The sequence below is a fragment of the Lacrimispora sp. genome, from assembly GCF_031982545.1.
GTDB lineage: Bacteria > Bacillota > Clostridia > Lachnospirales > Lachnospiraceae > Lacrimispora.
In genome coordinates this window covers 114,423-127,940 of the sequence record NZ_DALYXB010000007.1, presented here as the reverse complement: position 1 = coordinate 127,940, position 13,518 = coordinate 114,423, and the positions used below count along the sequence as shown (strand labels likewise).

Sequence of the window (13,518 nt, the reverse complement as noted above, 5' to 3'; positions counted from 1 at the left end):
TTAGCTGCATGATTAATTTCATTTAAGAAGGGGGTCATTTTATGACAGGTTTACCGTTAATCTTTGTATTTATCCTGGCGATTATTCTGATGATTATGGCTATTTCCAAATTTAAAATTCATCCGTTTATCGCAATTATGACCATCTCTTTGCTGTTAGGCCTTGTAGCAGGAATACCGCTGGCAGACAAAACATTGGGAGATGGAACAAAAGTAAGCGGACTGGCATCTGTAATCGGAGCAGGTTTTTCCGGCACTTTTTCAAGCATCGGTATTGTAATTATACTGGGTGCTTTAATTGGAACCGTTCTGGAAAAAACAGGGGCTGCACTGAAACTTGCAGATATGGTAATTAAGCTGGTAGGAAAAAACAATCCTGTACTGGCAATTGAAATGATGGGCTGGGTGGTATCTATTCCAGTTTTCTGTGATTCGGGGTTTGTAATTTTAAATCCCATCAGAAAAGCACTGGTTAACAGGACGGCAGAATCCTCCGTGGCAATGACAGTTGGGCTTTCTTCCGGATTATATATTTCCCATGTATTTATTCCGCCAACACCAGGACCCATTGCAGCAGCGTCTACCCTTGGAATTGGTGAAAATCTGCTTCTTGTAATGGGAATGGGCGCTTTGTGTTCTGTTTTTCCTCTGATTGCAGGCTACTTCTATGCCAGATACATAGGCAAAAAGGTAAAATCAGATGATGAGGCAGATATGGGAGAGATCGGAAAGACCTATGAAGAACTGGTGGCAGAGTTTGGAAAACTTCCCAGTGGTGTCAATGCTCTTGCCCCGATTATGGTACCTATTCTTCTGATGGCTCTTTCTTCCGCAGCATCCATGGCAGGTATGACTGGACTTGGCGGAGATATGGTTAAGTTTTTGGGAACACCAATCATTGCTTTGGCAGTCGGTACACTTTTTAGTGTGATTCAGCTCAAAGGTGCAGGGAAAATGAGTGATTTTTATGAAATCACCAATGAAACGTTAAAAACAGTGGGACCAATTCTTTTTGTCACAGCTGCAGGCGGAGTTTTAGGTAAAGTGATTTCATCCACTGATATGGTTAATTACATTAAGGATCATGCCTCTGTGTTAAGTACCATGGGAATTTTCTTCCCATTTATTCTGGCAGCAATTTTAAAGAGTGCACAAGGATCTTCAACAGTATCCTTAACCACAACGGCTGGGATTGTGGCACCTTTACTCCCAATGCTGGGGCTGGAGAGTCCAGTCAGGGTCGCTCTTGCATGTATGGCAATCGGTGCCGGTGCAATGACTGTTTCTCATGCCAACGACTCCTATTTCTGGGTTGTGACAAACTTTGGAGCAATGACACCGGAAAAGGGATATAAGACTCAGACTATGGCAACTCTGATACTTGGTATAGCAGGAATACTGGAAATCTTTATTCTGTCATTGATTCTTCATTAGGAATCAGACAAAAGGGGGAAAGGAGAGGCCTGATATGAAACTATTATTTGCATCCGATTCTTTGAAAGGAACGCTTACCAGCGCACAGACCATTGATCTGTTAGGTAAGGCTGCTAATGAAGTATTTGGACTTTGCCAGTGGGAAGGGATTCCGGTTGCCGACGGAGGAGAAGGGACTGCAGACGCGGTAATCTCTGCTGTCAGGGGAGAAAGGGTGCCGGTGACTGTACATGGTCCTCTTTTAGAGACAGTTCACACCTATTATGGCAGCCTGGATGAGAACCGGGCCATTATCGAGATGGCGGCAGCCTCCGGTCTGACCCTGATACCAGAAAGTCAGAGAGATCCCAGAACCACCACCAGTTTTGGAACAGGTGAAATGATAAAAGATGCGTTAAAAAGAGGGTTTACAGACATCTCCATTGCCATAGGAGGATCAGCAACAAATGATGGCGGGATGGGGTGTATGAGAGCGCTGGGTGTCCGGTTCCTGGATGTGAGCGGAGAGGAACTAAATGGAACGGGTGAGGATTTAATCAGGGTATCTAAAGTTGATACTTCCGGTCTGGATTCCAGGCTTAACCAGGTGAAGCTTACTGTTATGTGTGATGTAAACAACCCACTGTGCGGTCCTGATGGAGCTGCCTATACCTTTGGGAAGCAGAAAGGGGGGACTCCACCTGTTTTAGACCAGCTTGAAAAAGGCATGATAAATTACAGAAATATAATGATACAGAAATTTGGAATTAATCCGGATGAAATTCCAGGTTCAGGTGCTGCAGGCGGGCTTGGCGCTGCACTTTGCATATTTTTAGGAGGACGACTAAAATCCGGTATTGAAACGGTTCTGGATTTAATTGATTTTGACTCCCGACTTAATGGCATATCCCTTGTAGTGACAGGAGAGGGGCGGGCAGACTGGCAGTCCTGCTTTGGCAAGGTGATGCAGGGGATTGGACAGAGATGCAGACGGAGAGGAATTCCTGCTGTTGCACTGACCGGATCCATGGGCCCTGGGGCGGAGAAAATCTATGATCATGGAATCCGTTCTATTATGACTACGGTAAATGGGGTTATGGATCTGAATGAGGCATTTAACCGGGCAGAAGATTTATATTATCAGGGAGCAATTCGTATGTTCCGGCTTATTGCCCTTGGAATGGAATTGTAAAGAAAAACGTACATGACTGGGATCAACCGTTCATGTACGTTTCTTTAATTGATTGAATTTAATATTTTAAATCTGTATTTGTTTCAGAGAACTCAGTAGAAGGCCTATGACTGCGTTCTGTTAGTTGGGGCGCATCTTCCTGTTGTTCTTTGCTGTTTACCAGCTGGAATTTTCCAACCAGAGATTTTAAGTTCACTGCCTGAGCAGACAATTCTTCTGAAGTAGCGGCACTTTCTTCTGAAGTAGCGGAGGTCGTCTGAACAACTGCGGAAATCTGGTCAATTCCAGTTGTGATCTGCGTAATGGCATCTGCCTGTACATTCGATGCTTCTGCAATTTCAGCGATTTTACCGGTGGAGATTTCAGACTTCTGAACCACAAGGCGAAGTGCATTTGCTGTCTCGTCAGCGATTTTTGTTCCGCTTCCAATTGCAGATATGGCATTTTCAATGAGAGAAGTAGTATTTTTAGCTGCTTCTGCTGATTTACCAGCCAGGTTTCGCACTTCGTCAGCCACAACAGCAAATCCCTTGCCTGCAGATCCGGCTCTGGCTGCTTCTACAGCTGCATTCAGTGCAAGGATATTGGTCTGGAAAGCAATATCATCAATGGTTCTGATAATTTTACTGATTTCGTTGGAAGTATTGGCAATCTCATTCATCGCTTCCGTCATTTCTTTCATTTTCTGATTGCTTTCCATGATCCCCATACCTGCTTCCTGAGAAAGGGTATTTGCCTCAGCGGCATTGGACGCATTTTGTTTTACACGTTCTGAAATTTCCGTGATTGTTGCGGACAATTCTTCTATGGAAGAGGCCTGCTCTGTGGCTCCCTGGCTTAAGGCCTGGGAAGCGTCAGCTACCTGGGAAGCTCCTGTGGATACCTGCTCAGATGCCTCGTCAATTTCCAGAAGGGTGCTGCTTAAATTTAAGCGGATGTTATGCATGGCTTCATAAATATAGCGGTAATCTCCGGTATATTGATCCTGGCACTCCGATTGAACTTTGAAGTTACCCTGGCTCATTTCCCCAAGCAGATAATTGATATCCTGAATAATCAATTTTAAATTTTGACCCATGTCCACGAATGTTTTTGATAACTGGCCAATTTCATCATTACTTTTGACCTGAATCTCAACATTTAAGTTTCCAGCGGCAATGTTCTTTGCTGCTGCCACAACTCCATCAATGGGTTTTAATGTTTTGCGCAAAAATACAATGATAACTGAATTAATAAAAATAAGGGATAAAACAGCCAGTACAATCATGACAATAACGCTTTTTACCACATCCTTATTCAAATCGCTTTTGTCAAGACTGCTTGAAGCCCACCAGGTCTGGGATCCGCAGGTGATGGGATAGTAATGTCTGGTTTCCAGAGAACCGTCAGCCTTTTTTGTATCAATGTGGAATTCTTTCTTGTTTTCCTGCATTTTTACAATCCTGGCATATTCTGACGGAGGAATTAAGTCTTCCAGTTTTTTACCTATGTTGTCACTTGATTTACTGTCAAAAGCAATCATATTTCCTTCCGTATATATATCCACATACATGGAAGGATATTTGGCATCGGTGGTTTTGATTCTGGAAAAATTAGATACGTTAATATCAGCCAGGATAACACCAATTACATTGTCTCCGTTCATAATTGGATATGCAATGGTACTCATCATGGTTCCTTTATAATTAAAAGGATCAGTCAGATAAGGCGCTTTTGTTTCTCTTGCTACCCGGTAATAATCCTGATTGGAGTATTCGCTGTAGGCCCCGAGAGATTGGGCAGTGTTATTTTTGGCATTGTCACGGTCAACATAGACAGAGTAATCTTTGACTGCCGGGTCAAATTGTCCAGGCTCGAAAAAGGCGCCGACGCCATATAAGGAATCGGTATTATTAAGCGCTGCCCAGGCTGAATTTGTAATGTAATTCTCTACCTCATAATTGATTTCTTTTAGCTGGGCATTGTATATTTTGCTTTTCCTGTTGATGTTTTTCCAGTCACTGGTGGCTTCCCCACCGTTATACACCCGATTTAAGTAATCCTGTAAATCTTTGGCAGTGCCAGACGCATCATTAATAATAGACTGAACCATGAGACCGTTCTGAGCTGCAATTCCTGTAAACTCACCATTGATTGCTTTGGATATTGAACTGCTTGCAAGTATGGAAGAGATGGTAATAAGCACGGTCAAACTCATAATCAGTATGACACCTGTAGCAATGGATGTTTTCATTGCAAGCTTCATATCATTGAAATTAATTTTTTTCTTGTTCTTCATCTTAATGCTCCCTCAAATTAAAAAAATAGTAAAAAACTTCCCTCCTGTGCACCGGTAATATAGTTTGCTTACATGGAAAAATTTACCAGTTACCGTATAAAAAATAAACTGCATATCATGCAGCTGAATTTTTATATATTAAAAAAATGACCTCCTTTCCTGTCATTAGTTTCATTTTTCTTCACCATCAACTGTTATTCGACACAAAGTGACAATTTGTTAATAGAAATTTCATAAAAAAGATTACTATGATTATTAATAATGAGGAGAATAAGATAATTGGAACGGTAATTATCATGATTTAATCGGTTGTAACACGGATGAACAACTTTATATATCAGGCATGATCAACTGTGCGGCTACTTCGGCAACACCGCAAAGAACCATAACCAGGATAGGGTCTTTCTTTTTCTTTCGGAGTAGATATACGGCAGCAGCAAAATAGAGCACTGGACGAAGTTTAATCTGACCAGGTAAAAAAGAGAGGGAACCAGAGGGAAATACAGCAGGAAATAAAATATCAATTCCAGCCACTGCGATCATAGATACAACGGCAGGACGCAGGCTTTCTAATATATCCTGCAGAATGCTTAAATTTTTATAGCGGTTATATGCCCAGGATAAGAAGGTGACAAACAGGCAGGAAGGAAGAACGCAGCCCAAAGTCGCAAAAAAAGCGCCGGGTATTCCGGCAATCTGATTTCCTACAAAGGTTGCAGAATTTATGGCAATAGGTCCAGGTGTCATTTGCGAGATGGTAATTAAATCGGTAAAATCGTTTATGGTGAGCCAGTGATAAGTAGTGATAATCTGTTGTTTAATTAATGGCATGGCGGCGTAACCACCCCCGAAGCTGAACGCTCCGATCTGAAAAAATGCCCAGAACAATTTTAAATAGATCATAATTATGCCTCGTTTCTAAGTTTTCTAATGATAGTCTTACCGATGCCGGTCAGTGCTGCAGCTAAGATGATAAAAATTACATTTATATGATAAAAGTAAGCAGCAATAAAGGAAGCTGCCATCAGAATAATCAAAAGGGGATCTTTTCCCTTTACCACGTCACCTCCCATGTCATAAACAACGGAAAGAATCACAGCACCAACGCCTGCTGTCATACCGTTTAGCATTGCCTGGATGATGGAATTTTCTTTAAAGGCGGTGTAAAAAAATGAGATGACAGAGAGAATAATAAAGGGTGGAATCACAGCACCTAATACGGCGCAAATAACGCCAGGTAATCTGGCAAGTTTATATCCCACAACGATAGCTCCGTTAACAGCAATGGCTCCTGGTGAGGACTGGGCGATGGCTACCAGATCAAGCATTTCCTGCTGATCAATCCAGTGAAGCTCATCTACAAATTTCTTCTTCAGCAAGGTGACAATTACATAGCCGCCGCCAAAGGTAAAGGAGCTTAAATAAAGTGTTGATAAGAATATATTGCTTAATATTTTTTTATTCATCTGTGTAAGTCTCCTGTTTCCGATACAAATTCATTTTCTCTGTCTAAATATCTGCAAAAAATAAAGAGTCCCATTACAATAAAAGGAGAAAAAACCGGATCTGACTCCACATTCCAGCCACCCCCCTTTATACTGTGTACAAGCCTTGCAGTCACCCAGCTGTCCTCGTCCATAATACAGTATTCCTGGCTGCTTCTCATAAATAAATCGTATACTTTATGGTCCATGTTGAACTTGATCTGATTTACTGGATGGCCATTTAGTAAAGACAGATTTTCCGGGAATACAGGACTTCCGGATAAAATGGTCTGATTAAGAGTATCAGAAAGGATGTAAATTTGTTCCTGGCTGTGTTCGCCGCCCTCGCAGGTCTTTAGATCTGCATATAATTTAATTCTGCCGTCAGGGGAAAGAATGGTCTTCTTTGTGGGATAATAGGGCATTTTTAAGCAGGCAAGCTTTGTGGATGGTCTTTCATTATCAAGCATATAAAGTTTTCCCGCTTTGATTAAGTATTTCATAGAAGTTTCCTTTCAGGTTGTTTATTCCTTTACAAGTATAGCACTTGATGGTTTATAATTAAAATAGTATAATTTTATCAAAAACATATGATATTAGCTATAATAACAGGAGGTATCCCAATGTCCATACGCCATTTGCGTATATTTCTTACTGTGTGTGAATGCAATAACAGTATAACCAGAGCAGCGAAAAAACTATATATGACTCAGCCATCGGTTTCTGTAGCCATACAGGAACTTGAAAAATATTATGGAATTGTGTTATTTGACCGTATATCCAGAAGGCTTTATCTGACTGAGGCAGGCAGACAGTTTCTGGAATATGCCCAGCGTATATTCGCGCTCCTAGATGATATGGAGAAGGGGATCAGAAACTGGGATACCATCGGGGTGCTGCGGGTCGGAGCAAGTATCACCATTGGTTCCCAGTTCATGCCAAGCTATGTGGAAAAATTTTCAGCAATGTATCCGGAAGCGGAAGTGCAGGTGTTTATCGGAACTTCCCATCAGCTGGAGCAGAAGCTTCTAAGCAATGAACTGGATTTTGCACTGGTGGAGCGACCGGTTCATGAAAGCTCCCTGCTTGCAGAGCCTTATATGGAAGATTCCCTTGCAGTCATTGCTCCGGGCCGTCACCCCTATTACCAGGGACAGGTGCTGAAAAAGGAAGAGTTAAGCGATCAGAAATTTCTTCTGCGTGAACATGGGAGTGGGACCAGAGAGCTGTTTGAAGAAGTGATGGAAAAATTAAGTATTACGGTAAAGCCGGTATGGGAAGGAATGAGTACAACCGCACTGGTCAATGCAGTCATTCATGGACTTGGAATTGCCGTTGTGCCAAAGCGTATGGTATCCGGACCATTGGAGAAAAGACTGGTTTACCAGCTGGAAATAGAGGAAGCTGAATTTAAACGGTACTTCTATATCGTCCATCACAAAGACAAGCTTTTAACCAGGACGATTCATGAATTCATTGATCTTTGCAGGTGTTACGAACTGGACTTCCCCATGCCCAAATACAACGGACTATAAAAAACACTAATTTATGCAACTATTTGCAGGAACATTTGGTTATATTTACAATGACATTTTCGGGTGATATAATCTGATTCACAATATACAAACGTTTGTATCAAAATAAAATTGTATATTATATCCAACCCGGGCTGAGAAATCTCTCATATGTATGGCGCAATACATGTGAAATCAGATTCATTACATTCTTTCATGAAAAAGGAGATAAAAAAATGTCTAAAGTAAAAAAATGGAAAACCATATTCCCTGCAATCTGCGTTCCTATGAATGATGACTATAGCATTAATGAAGCTGAACTCAGAAAATATGTCAGCTGGCTTGCCGGTTTTGATGAGATTGAAGGTTTAGTCTGCAACGGGCATACCGGAGAGGTAACGGGTTTAAACAGAAAAGAACGAAAAAGAGTGGTTGAAATTGTAGCAGATGAGGTTGGCGACAGACTGACGATCATTTCAGGAATCAACTGTGAAAATACGGTTGAGTCCATTGAGATGGCAAAAGAGGTAAAGGAAGCCGGCGCGGATGGTATTCTGCTTATGCCTCCTCATATGTGGCTTCGCTTTGGAATGCATCCGGATGCACCTTTTAACTACATAAAAGACGTGGCAGACGGCGCAGATATCGATATTATTATCCATTTATATCCCGCAATCAGTAAGGCATTTTATCCGGTAGATACTCTGGTTAAGATGTGTAAAGAAATCGATCATGTAAAGGCGATTAAGATGGGAACCCGTGTGACACCATTGTATGAAAATGATGTCCGGATTCTGCGCAGGGAAGCTCCCCACGTTTCTCTTATTACCTGCCATGATGAAAGCCTGATGTCTTCTCTTACATTCCCTGGTATGGATGGTGCATTAATCGGTTTTGCGGCATGTATTCCGGAACTGATTACAGAAGCATTTAAAGCTTATAAAGCAGGAGACTTTAAAAAGATTCATGAATATGATGATAAGATTTTCCCCATCTCCAGAGCGATTTACGGCGGAGGACAGCCGTCAGGAGAAGCACATGCCCGTATGAAAGAGGCTCTTTATCAAAGAGGAATCTTTTCTTCAGCGCTGATGCGCCGGCCGGTGCTCCCGTTAACGGCTGAGGAGAAGGCCCAGGTATCAGAGGGCTTAAAAGGAAGCGGCTATACATCCAAAATTACTCTTTAAGTAATTGGCACGTCAGGTGGAGGTCAGTTCATGGAAAATAATCTAAGTGCAGCTGCCGTATCATTAGATGCAGCCTTTGACAACTCAGCTATAAAAACTCTGCCGTTTCTGGAGTTAGTGAAGAGAATCGGTCCGGGACTTGTACTTACCGGAATTGTTATCGGCCCGGGCGCCATTACAACTGCAGCCATGCTGGGAGCCAGATATGGTTATGCAATGCTTTGGCTGTTCATTCCCATTTTGTTTATGGGGGTCACATTCTTACTTACTACTTATCGGATTGCGCTGCTCACTGGTAAACCGATTATCCATGCAATCCGTCATTATTATGGAGGAAAAGCCGCAGTTTTTGTAGGAGTTGCCTCATTTTTATCGTGTATGTTTTTCACAATGGGGAATATATCCGGGTCAGGATCAGGTATGAATCTGATTTTTGGTATGGACTGGAAATCAGGAGCAATCATTATGATTGCAATTACTGTACTCTGCTACCTGACAAAGGGGGTATATTCCAAGGTGGAAAAAGGCATTACAATCTGTATTATTGGTATGATTTTCGCTTATTATGCCACGCTGGTAAAGGCTGGGGGGCCTTCCTTTGGAGAGTTGGGAAGTGGTCTCACACATTGGACATTTCCAGCTGGAAGTCTGGCGACTGCCCTGGGATTTATCAGCACCAATGCGTCTGTTACCACAGGTGTTTACGGCACTTACCTTGGAAAAGAAAAGAAGTGGGAGAAAGAAGATTTGTTTAACGGTGCAATGCTGGTTGATTCTATCACACATATTGTAGGAGTGATCTTAATCAGTGGGGCAGTCATGCTTGTAGGCGCAATCGTTCTTCACCCGGCAGGAATAGTAATTAAAAATCCTGCTGAATTAGGAGAAATGATGGTGCCGCTGCTGGGGAAGACAGCCTATGTGGTTATGGGAATTGCACTTTTAGCAGCTGCTTTTTCTTCTCTTCTTGGTAATACTCACCGCACGGTTGTTTTGCTGAACGCCGGTTTTGACAAGCCTACCAATCTGGATCATAAAAGTATTAAAATTGGTTCTATGATTGTTCTTGCAATCGCCGCTGTAATTTGCTTTTCCTATAATGGGTCGCCAACCCAGCTGATTCTTTTTGCCAATATTATGACAGCCGTTGCAACTCCGGTATCTGGCTTCTTTGTATGTATGCTGATCTGGAATAAGGATGTAAATAAAGGTGTGAAGCAGCCTAAAATATTAGGAATCTGCATGGTAATCAGCTACATATTCTGTCTGGTACTGACTATTTCAGCTCTTAGTACGGCTCTGCCCAAATTTGCTGAATCTATAATGAAATTATTCTCCTGATCAACAGTTTTAAATGAAAGTCTTTGGAGGGCTGTCCGGCCGCTGAAGACTTTTATTTGTATCAACCATCACATCTTGTTGACAGGAAAATTTTGTGTGGTATAAAAGATTTAAAGCGATTTATTGTATTGTGAAAGGAGACTGGTAACATGGCAACATTAAAAGATGTGGCAAGGTTGGCCAATGTAGATGTCAGCACTGTTTCAAGAGCCCTCAATCATACCTCTTATGTCCATCCTGAGACAAAGAAAAAAATATATGCCGCTGTGGAGCAGCTTAGCTATAAGCCAAATCTGCTGGCCAAGGGGCTGAGACAGGGAAAACGGCACACCATTGGTGTTGTTATACCGGAAATCAATTTTTCCATCTTTGGGGAAATGGTACAGGGGATCGAAATCCAGGCAAGAAAAATGGGATACAGTATCATCATATGCAATACAAAAGACAGGCAGGATGCAGAAGAAGAGTGTTTAAACAGGCTCCGGAACGGACTGGTGGATGGAATCTTAATAGCGGCAACCGGGCAGAACGGGCGGCTGCTAAGGGATATAAAAAGCAGTGGTATTTCAGTGATGCAGATAGTAAGAAATCAGGACAGCATATTAAGCAGTGTTGTAGCGGATTATTATGCCTGCGGCTATCAGGGGGTTAAATATCTTTATGGAAAGGGCTGCCGTCATATTGGCTTTATTAATGGTTCAATGGAAATTATCCCATACAAAGAACGGTATAAGGGCTACCGGAAAGCAATTCGGGAGCTGTCATCAACAGAACATGTGGCTGATTCCCCATTTCCCCAAAAAGATTATTTTAAAAATGGATATAGCGGAATTCTGGAGCTTATGGAGAAAGACACAGCACTGGATGGTATTATGGTAGCCGTGGATATGCAGGGGCTGGGGGCAATCAGAGCTTTAAAGGAGCGGGGGATAAAGGTTCCGGAGGAGGTGAAGGTCATCAGCCTGACGGGACATTCCATCGGAGGGATGCTGGAAACTGCAATGACTTCCATGGAGGTTCCTGCAAAAGAGATGGGGGAAGAGGTTACCAGGATGATTATTTCCGACATCGAAGGTGGGGCGGATAAAAAAAACAGCCCGTTTCATAAAGTATTTGAAGCTTCTCTTATTGAGAGAGAAACAACTTAGACCTTGAAACAGGCTGATGATCAGGTTTATGACAGTTGGTTCTTATTTCTGCCGGATTTCCACAAAAGGATAAAACCTGCAAGAGCTACAAACAGGGAGATAAACTGGGAGGTTGATAAGCTTCCAACAGAACCCCTGATTAAATCACCCCGGTAAAATTCAATTGCAAATCTCCCCAGGCTGTAAAAAATCAGATAAAAAGCACTGACTCTTCCGGCAGGAGGATTTTTCCGCGCCAGTGCCAGCAGTACAAGAAAGTTTGCAAAATCAAAGACACTGGATACAATCTGAGTCGGCAGCAGCGGGATTCCGTTAGGTGCAAACTGAGAACTCTGAAAGATAATGGAAAAAGGTCCGGAGGTCTGACGCCCATAACAGCATCCGGCAAGAAGACATCCGATTCTTCCAAACCCCTGTGCCAGTGCAATTGACGGGACTACAAGATCCAGATAACGGATTGGGCTTATTTTTTTTATACGGCAGTAAACAAATCCGACCCCAATACCCCCGATGATTCCTCCATACACTACAAATCCGGTAGAGATATCAAGTAAAAGTCTGGGATTACTTCTGATCTCATCAAATATAGTAACGTAGTAAAGAAGCTTGGCACAGATAAGGCCGCCTCCGGCTCCCAGAATAAGCAGATAGAATAAGTGATCCGGTTCCAGCCCAGCCTTTTTGGCGCGGTATTCTGCTGTTAAGTAGGCAGCGGCAATTCCAATGCCGATCATAAGACCGTATCCGTGAAACGTAAAACCCCCGATGGAGAATAAATCGTTATACATGGTTATCTTCCTTCTTTTATCTTTAGAATAAAAACGAAGTTATTATATCATATCTTTTAAAACATTGCAAAGAAAGCCGAAAGTCTCCAGTATATCATACAATATACAAAATGGTCATTTCCTTTAATTTCTCATTCATCTGCTGCCTTAAAAACAGCTCCCCATCCTCTTTTAAATCATTTTTGTAACAATATTTTCCCCTGCCTCTTCCCGTCATTAAGTCTTTGTCATAAAGTTTTCCTGCGTCAGGAAATGCCTCACTGTTAATGGCATTGTGAACAAAGCTGTAAGTCATGAAAATTATTTCAACCAGAGCAGTCCGTTTTACCTTTTCACTTAACTGCATGGAAAGAATTGCAATCAGTTCAGAATAAAGCTGTTTCCAGTCGTCAGTTAATATGACAGGTGCAATTAAGATTCCAACCCGGTAACCGGCATCGCACATTTTGTTTAATGCAGTAATTCTTGCATTTAATCCGGAAGTTCCAGGTTCGAACATAGTTATGATGGACTGGGGATTCACGCTCATACGCATGATAATGCGCCCTCCGTGGTTTAAATTAAGAAGAGGGTCCACCTGATTAAATTTAGTTGGAAAGGTTAAAAAGCCTTTGTCTGTTTTTCCGAACTGTTCAATGGTCCATGATAAATTGCCGGTAATAGTATTTTCCAGAACCAGATCACTGTTGCTGCCAATCTCATAAGTGTTATCTTTTACAGATTTAGCCTGATGATTGATTATTTTATTCAGCATCTGTTCCCGGTTCACAAACAGGCGCAGATAGGAACATTTGTTGTAGTTGCAGACCAGATAGCAGTAGTGGCACATGGCAGTACAGCCAGAAGAAGTATAAGGGACAAGATAATCCGAAACTTTATGGTTTGGAACGTAGTTATGGGTTTTTCTGACTCCAATGACCAGCAGCCGTTTTAGTTCAGGGAAATCCTTGTTCGGCCGGGTACGCAGTTCATCTATTTTATTATGGCTTTCAATGGGGATCCATGGTATATCTTTATATTTCTCTTTCAATAATCCACCTAACTCATAGTTCAGGGAATCTGGTTCAAAATAAATTTTATCTGGAAACATGTTGGTTAACCTCCTGTTTCCATTTATTATGTGGAGAAAAAATTCGGATATCCCATGTAAAAATGCACAAAAAAACGACCAAAA

General features: G+C 42.0%; 12 protein-coding genes. 6 read left to right on the top strand and 6 right to left on the bottom strand.

The genetic code is table 11. The features are described from left to right. The first annotated feature begins 41 nt into the window (after nucleotides 1-41). Nucleotides 42-1,433 carry a GntP family permease gene (locus tag ABS301_RS13305; protein ID WP_349672666.1) on the top strand — a complete coding sequence of 464 codons (1,392 nt, stop codon included), beginning with the start codon at nucleotides 42-44 and terminating at the stop codon, nucleotides 1,431-1,433. Between the two features lie 34 nt (nucleotides 1,434-1,467). Continuing rightward, nucleotides 1,468-2,604, top strand: coding sequence for a glycerate kinase family protein (locus tag ABS301_RS13300; RefSeq protein ID WP_349672665.1), 1,137 nt, complete (start codon nucleotides 1,468-1,470; stop codon nucleotides 2,602-2,604). Nucleotides 2,605-2,662: 58 nt separating this feature from the next. Here the strand turns inward: ABS301_RS13300 and ABS301_RS13295 are convergent, their stop codons facing one another. From ABS301_RS13295 to ABS301_RS13280, 4 genes are all read right to left on the bottom strand, one after another. After that, nucleotides 2,663-4,882: a methyl-accepting chemotaxis protein gene (locus tag ABS301_RS13295; protein WP_349672664.1), complete on the bottom strand. Its 2,220-nt coding sequence runs from the start codon at nucleotides 4,880-4,882 to the stop codon at nucleotides 2,663-2,665. Nucleotides 4,883-5,212: 330 nt separating this feature from the next. Further along, entirely contained in the window at nucleotides 5,213-5,785 is a 573-nt protein-coding gene (locus ABS301_RS13290) for a chromate transporter (RefSeq protein ID WP_349672663.1), read from the bottom strand. 2 nt (nucleotides 5,786-5,787) lie between these two features. Beyond that, nucleotides 5,788-6,348 carry a chromate transporter gene (locus tag ABS301_RS13285; protein WP_349672662.1) on the bottom strand — a complete coding sequence of 187 codons (561 nt, stop codon included), beginning with the start codon at nucleotides 6,346-6,348 and terminating at the stop codon, nucleotides 5,788-5,790. After that, nucleotides 6,345-6,869, bottom strand: coding sequence for a hypothetical protein (locus tag ABS301_RS13280; RefSeq protein WP_349672661.1), 525 nt, complete (start codon nucleotides 6,867-6,869; stop codon nucleotides 6,345-6,347). Before ABS301_RS13280 ends, ABS301_RS13285 begins: the two co-directional genes overlap by 4 nt. A gap of 120 nt (nucleotides 6,870-6,989) precedes the next feature. Here ABS301_RS13280 and ABS301_RS13275 point away from each other — a divergent pair, with 120 nt between their 5' ends. From ABS301_RS13275 to ABS301_RS13260, 4 genes are all read left to right on the top strand, one after another. Further along, nucleotides 6,990-7,901, top strand: a complete 912-nt coding sequence (locus tag ABS301_RS13275) for a LysR family transcriptional regulator (protein ID WP_349672660.1) — start codon at nucleotides 6,990-6,992, stop codon at nucleotides 7,899-7,901. 215 nt (nucleotides 7,902-8,116) lie between these two features. Beyond that, nucleotides 8,117-9,067, top strand: coding sequence for a dihydrodipicolinate synthase family protein (locus ABS301_RS13270; protein WP_349672659.1), 951 nt, complete (start codon nucleotides 8,117-8,119; stop codon nucleotides 9,065-9,067). A 30-nt stretch (nucleotides 9,068-9,097) separates the two neighbouring features. Further along, a complete protein-coding gene (locus tag ABS301_RS13265; protein WP_349672658.1) occupies nucleotides 9,098-10,408 on the top strand; it encodes an Nramp family divalent metal transporter in 1,311 nt (436 codons plus the stop codon). A gap of 149 nt (nucleotides 10,409-10,557) precedes the next feature. Beyond that, nucleotides 10,558-11,556, top strand: a complete 999-nt coding sequence (locus ABS301_RS13260) for a LacI family DNA-binding transcriptional regulator (RefSeq protein ID WP_349672657.1) — start codon at nucleotides 10,558-10,560, stop codon at nucleotides 11,554-11,556. A 26-nt stretch (nucleotides 11,557-11,582) separates the two neighbouring features. On the opposite strand, the gene lgt is transcribed toward ABS301_RS13260, so the two are convergent. After that, nucleotides 11,583-12,344 (bottom strand): prolipoprotein diacylglyceryl transferase, encoded by a 762-nt coding sequence (gene lgt, locus ABS301_RS13255; protein WP_349672656.1) that lies wholly within the window; start codon nucleotides 12,342-12,344, stop codon nucleotides 11,583-11,585. 94 nt (nucleotides 12,345-12,438) lie between these two features. Beyond that, nucleotides 12,439-13,434, bottom strand: coding sequence for an SPL family radical SAM protein (locus ABS301_RS13250; protein ID WP_349672655.1), 996 nt, complete (start codon nucleotides 13,432-13,434; stop codon nucleotides 12,439-12,441). Nucleotides 13,435-13,518 lie beyond the last annotated feature (84 nt).

What these genes read in the sequence shown, in the direction of transcription:
- ABS301_RS13305 (WP_349672666.1), top strand. Translation starts at nt 42, where the DNA reads ATGACAGGTTTACCGTTAATCTTTGTATTTATCCTGGCGATTATTCTG.
- ABS301_RS13300 (WP_349672665.1), top strand. Translation starts at nt 1,468, where the DNA reads ATGAAACTATTATTTGCATCCGATTCTTTGAAAGGAACGCTTACCAGC.
- ABS301_RS13295 (WP_349672664.1), bottom strand. Translation starts at nt 4,882, where the DNA reads ATGAAGAACAAGAAAAAAATTAATTTCAATGATATGAAGCTTGCAATG.
- ABS301_RS13290 (WP_349672663.1), bottom strand. Translation starts at nt 5,785, where the DNA reads ATGATCTATTTAAAATTGTTCTGGGCATTTTTTCAGATCGGAGCGTTC.
- ABS301_RS13285 (WP_349672662.1), bottom strand. Translation starts at nt 6,348, where the DNA reads ATGAATAAAAAAATATTAAGCAATATATTCTTATCAACACTTTATTTA.
- ABS301_RS13280 (WP_349672661.1), bottom strand. Translation starts at nt 6,869, where the DNA reads ATGAAATACTTAATCAAAGCGGGAAAACTTTATATGCTTGATAATGAA.
- ABS301_RS13275 (WP_349672660.1), top strand. Translation starts at nt 6,990, where the DNA reads ATGTCCATACGCCATTTGCGTATATTTCTTACTGTGTGTGAATGCAAT.
- ABS301_RS13270 (WP_349672659.1), top strand. Translation starts at nt 8,117, where the DNA reads ATGTCTAAAGTAAAAAAATGGAAAACCATATTCCCTGCAATCTGCGTT.
- ABS301_RS13265 (WP_349672658.1), top strand. Translation starts at nt 9,098, where the DNA reads ATGGAAAATAATCTAAGTGCAGCTGCCGTATCATTAGATGCAGCCTTT.
- ABS301_RS13260 (WP_349672657.1), top strand. Translation starts at nt 10,558, where the DNA reads ATGGCAACATTAAAAGATGTGGCAAGGTTGGCCAATGTAGATGTCAGC.
- lgt (WP_349672656.1), bottom strand. Translation starts at nt 12,344, where the DNA reads ATGTATAACGATTTATTCTCCATCGGGGGTTTTACGTTTCACGGATAC.
- ABS301_RS13250 (WP_349672655.1), bottom strand. Translation starts at nt 13,434, where the DNA reads ATGTTTCCAGATAAAATTTATTTTGAACCAGATTCCCTGAACTATGAG.